The sequence below is a fragment of the Hyella patelloides LEGE 07179 genome, from assembly GCF_900659865.1.
Taxonomy (GTDB): domain Bacteria; phylum Cyanobacteriota; class Cyanobacteriia; order Cyanobacteriales; family Xenococcaceae; genus Hyella; species Hyella patelloides.
Map to the genome: position 1 here is coordinate 9,051 of NZ_LR213965.1, position 3,873 is coordinate 12,923.

Below are 3,873 nucleotides of genomic sequence, written 5' to 3' on the forward strand. Positions count from 1 at the left end.
TGAGGGCAGAATCTATCTGAAAAATTTCTGGACTTTCTCGCAGCAAACGTAAAATGTCTGATTTGTATTCCTTGAGTTGATTTAATGTATCTAAAGTCAACTTTTCTTTAGGAGCATCATACAACAATTTGTCTTTATCATTCCGAAATTTCCAACCTTGGATTATAAGTCTTTGTAAGAAGTTAGTTAAATTCATAATTCACCTACAATTCTTTGATTTTGTGTAATAGGTTGAGATTCTTCTTCTGATTTAATTTCTGGTTCAACATCAAATAGTAATTTTGATGTAATTACTTTGTCTTGAATTACTAATACTTCATTTTCAAGTTCTATTGCATAATTTTTGGAAAAATACGTGCTAAGTTCGGTAATTGTTGAATACTCAAACATTAATTTAGGAGGAATAGAAATATTTAATTTCTCTTCCAATTCTCCAATAATTTCCACAGCTTTAAGAGAATCAATACCTAAACCATAAAAATTGCTTTCCGAAGAAATTTTATTTAGTTCTATCTGTAAAGAGAAAGAAATACATTGAGTAATTATTTGATTCAATTTACTTATAACTAATTCTTTCTCGACCATATAATTTTCGTTTTTGTGGAGAGCTTTTTGAACAGACCTTTTTAAAACTATATTTTCTAAGCTTCCATCAATAAACTTTTGCCAGCAAGCACTGCGCTGAATTTTTCCGCTGGAGGTTTTAGGAATACTTCCTGGTTTAAGCAAAACTACAGTATCAATAGCTAATTCGTATTCTTGTGATACAGCTTGATTTATTGCTGAAACCACTTCTTCCGAATTTAGTTTACGTACATAGGTGCGCTCAACTTCTTGCACCACTACTAGTCTTTCTTCCCCTTTTACTTCTACTGAAAAAGCTGCTCCACTGTTCAGTCGTAATGCTTGATGACTCTTTTCAACTGTTAATTCAATATCTTGGGGATAATGATTACGACCTCTAATAATAATTACATCCTTGAGTCTTCCTGTTACAAAAAGCTCTCCATTTCTCAAAAATCCCAAGTCTCCTGTTCGTAAAAAAGGACCTTCTCCAGTATCCTTAACATAGGCTTGAAAAATTTCTTTTGTCGCATCGGGTCGATTCCAATATCCAGCAGCTAAACTTTTACTACTAATCCAAATCTCTCCTATTTGTTCTGGGCTACAACAAATTAAGGACTCTGGATTAACAATAATTACCGTTGTGTCCATATAAGGATGACCACATCCTACAAACACTCGACTTTCTGGAGAGAAAATCTCAGTTTCTACTGCCAAATTTTGCTCTAAATCACGAGCTTTCACTCCCTGAATTACTGGTGAATGATATTTCTTTCCACCTGTTGTAAACAAGGTAGTTTCCGCCATTCCATAGCAAGGATAAAAAACATCTTTGTTAAAACCACAAGCAGCAAATTTTTGCCTAAATTTCTCCAAAGTTTCTGTTCGTAATGGTTCTGCTCCATTAAAAGCTAAATTCCAACTGCTTAAGTCCAGATTGCGTAATTCTTCTTGTGTAATTTTGCTCACGCATAAATCATAAGCAAAATTGGGACCGCCACTAGTAGTTGCTCTATATTTAGAAATAGCTTTTAACCAACGTATCGGCTTCTGCAAGAACGCTAATGGCGGCATCAAAATACTGGGAAACCCTACATATAAAGACTGCAAGATATTACCAATTAATCCCATATCATGGAACAAAGGTAACCAGCCAGCAACTATACTCTTTTCACTATGACCAAAAGCTGTTTGGATCGTCTGTTGGTTATGGATAATATTTCCATGAGTAACCATAACTCCTTTGGGTGTTCCTGTAGAACCAGAAGTATATTGTAAAAATGCCAAATTATTTTGTGTTACCGAGATGGGTACAAAATCTTTAGGATCGCTTTCAATAGTATCTGTAGCTATCAAACGTAACTGGGCTAATTCGGTATCACTTGCCCATTTTTTCTCAATATCAGCTAATATTGATGTAGTTGTAAGAGCTACTGTTGCTTGAGCGTCATTAGCGATAGAAAGTAGACGAGATAACTTTTGATTCCGTTTGGGAGGATAAACTGGAACCGCTATTACCCCTGCGTACAAACAACTGAAGAAAGCAGTAATAAACTCCAATCCAGAAGGATATAACAGTAAAGCTCGTTCTCCTTTAAAAGATTGAAGATGGGCAGCAATTACTCTTGCTTGTTTGTTTAATTTTCCATAAGTTAGACTGGCTGATTCAGTTTCTCCATCTAGGAGAAATATATAGGATTTTTTATCTGGCTGATGTTCCGCTCTATAAGTGAGAATGTCTAATAAGTTCATATTTTTATCCTTGTGGAAGCAGCATAAAATTACTATGATATGATAATGTCGTTATCGCAACCATAAGGAACCTATCCCTCTAATTATTTTTTAGGGTTTTCTAGTAATTTAGAATCACAAAATCATTAAAAATGTAAGAGAAAAATATTAGTTCTTTGTGTTCAAAATTAATATCTGGATCAATAGTAGGATAGGTTCAAAACTAATCGAATCATTGTTTTATCTGATAATAAATCAATAGATTCTCACTCACTTGAACCTAAGGCTGAAATGAGGAAGTTGCCGAACAAGCAGTGGATTATGCAGAAATAGAAACTTGCTTAAATTTTATGTAATGCATGCGACGACGGCGACGGCGACGACGACCACTATTACTGCGAGAGCGAGAGCGACTGCCACCAGCAATTACAGATTCGTCATGTTCGGATAAATCATTGAGAAAGCTACTAAAATCAAAAAACAAATCTGTTCCTAATGGACTAGTGGAACGAGGCTTAAATACAGTCGCCATTAAAATGGGTTAAATTTATTTATGAATCAACTTTGCTAATGGTATCGATATTTACGCCCATGACCACTAGTATTTTCGAGAATTTGTTTGTCATTGTTTTAAATTGCTCACTACATTATTGATTGATTAGTTAATAGCTGTATCTGATTCGATAATCAGTTCTTAACCAATGATTAGATAGTAAGACTTATCTATTTTCAAGTCAATATTTATGATAATTTTCTCATGTTAGTTTCATCTTGTACTTATAGAATGTTTAAAGTATAATTCATAATGTAGTTCAATTTTAATTATAGCTATTTGATATTAAATAACATCAGTTTAGGTTAACTCAGATCTTGCACCTAATCAGAGAAAAATCAAAACCAAGTTCATTTAACCAAGGTCTAACTGTCTCTAACTGATTTAAAAGAGAGAGAAGTAAAATATGAGGTAGAAGTAAAATTAGTGCTTGTTGTGCTGAATCAAACCAATCTAAATTATCATAGTTACCTAAATGTAAATAAACCCAGTATGCGGTGTCGTTCAAAAACAGGGTATTTTGGGCGCTGTTCAAAAACGGGGGATTTTGGGTAACAAACGCAGGTGAAAATGAGCCAAGTTTTGACTTCGCTTAAAGCACAAAAGTATTATTATTGAAACTAAATTTTCAGGCTCGTTGAAAAAGCTCAAATCCTAACATTGACAACCAATGTGGATGTTTTTCACCTGACATCAGCTCCGTAGGACTTTTTCCTTTTCGTTCAGTCACTCGGCTTGACCTAAAGGTGCAATGATTCAGAAAAAATCGGAGAAGGTCAAGATAATCAGAATTCAGGTGCTTTCTCAAGAAAAAGTAATTTCTGAGGCGAGAATTGAGGTTTTCAACTAAGGAACTGGCTCTGGGAGTCGATTTCATTGCCTGTTCTACCGCTTCTTTCACTTTGAGAAATTTATCGGAAAGTTGCTTGTAAAGCTGATTCCATTTCTGCCAATAGACATTCGTAGAAAGGGACTTATTCATTACTCACGGTTCGCTTAAATCAAAAATGATTAGGGAAATAAAA

Annotated in this window: 5 protein-coding genes; all 5 read right to left on the bottom strand. The window is 34.4% G+C overall.

All coding sequences use genetic code 11. The annotated features are described in order from the left end of the window. A partial coding sequence (locus H1P_RS36415) for a TubC N-terminal docking domain-related protein (RefSeq protein ID WP_186376109.1) occupies positions 1 to 196 on the bottom strand: 196 nt, incomplete at its 3' end. Further along, the gene (locus tag H1P_RS23820; protein ID WP_144872032.1) at positions 193 to 2,316 is read right to left on the bottom strand and encodes an AMP-binding protein; all 2,124 of its coding nucleotides are present in this window, start codon (positions 2,314 to 2,316) and stop codon (positions 193 to 195) included. The genes H1P_RS36415 and H1P_RS23820, both read right to left, overlap by 4 nt. A 298-nt stretch (positions 2,317 to 2,614) precedes the next feature. Then, complete coding sequence (locus H1P_RS23825; RefSeq protein WP_144872034.1) at positions 2,615 to 2,827, bottom strand: hypothetical protein; 213 nt, start codon at positions 2,825 to 2,827, stop codon at positions 2,615 to 2,617. A gap of 331 nt (positions 2,828 to 3,158) precedes the next feature. Then, positions 3,159 to 3,356, bottom strand: coding sequence for a hypothetical protein (locus H1P_RS23830; RefSeq protein ID WP_186376110.1), 198 nt, complete (start codon positions 3,354 to 3,356; stop codon positions 3,159 to 3,161). Between the two features lie 120 nt (positions 3,357 to 3,476). Next, entirely contained in the window at positions 3,477 to 3,830 is a 354-nt protein-coding gene (locus H1P_RS37645) for a hypothetical protein (RefSeq protein WP_222427199.1), read from the bottom strand. Between the last annotated feature and the right edge of the window lie 43 nt (positions 3,831 to 3,873).

Bases quoted from the DNA above. Each gene is read 5' to 3' on its own strand.
- H1P_RS23820 (WP_144872032.1), bottom strand. From the start codon at position 2,316: ATGAACTTATTAGACATTCTCACTTATAGAGCGGAACATCAGCCAGAT.
- H1P_RS23825 (WP_144872034.1), bottom strand. From the start codon at position 2,827: ATGGCGACTGTATTTAAGCCTCGTTCCACTAGTCCATTAGGAACAGAT.
- H1P_RS37645 (WP_222427199.1), bottom strand. From the start codon at position 3,830: ATGAATAAGTCCCTTTCTACGAATGTCTATTGGCAGAAATGGAATCAG.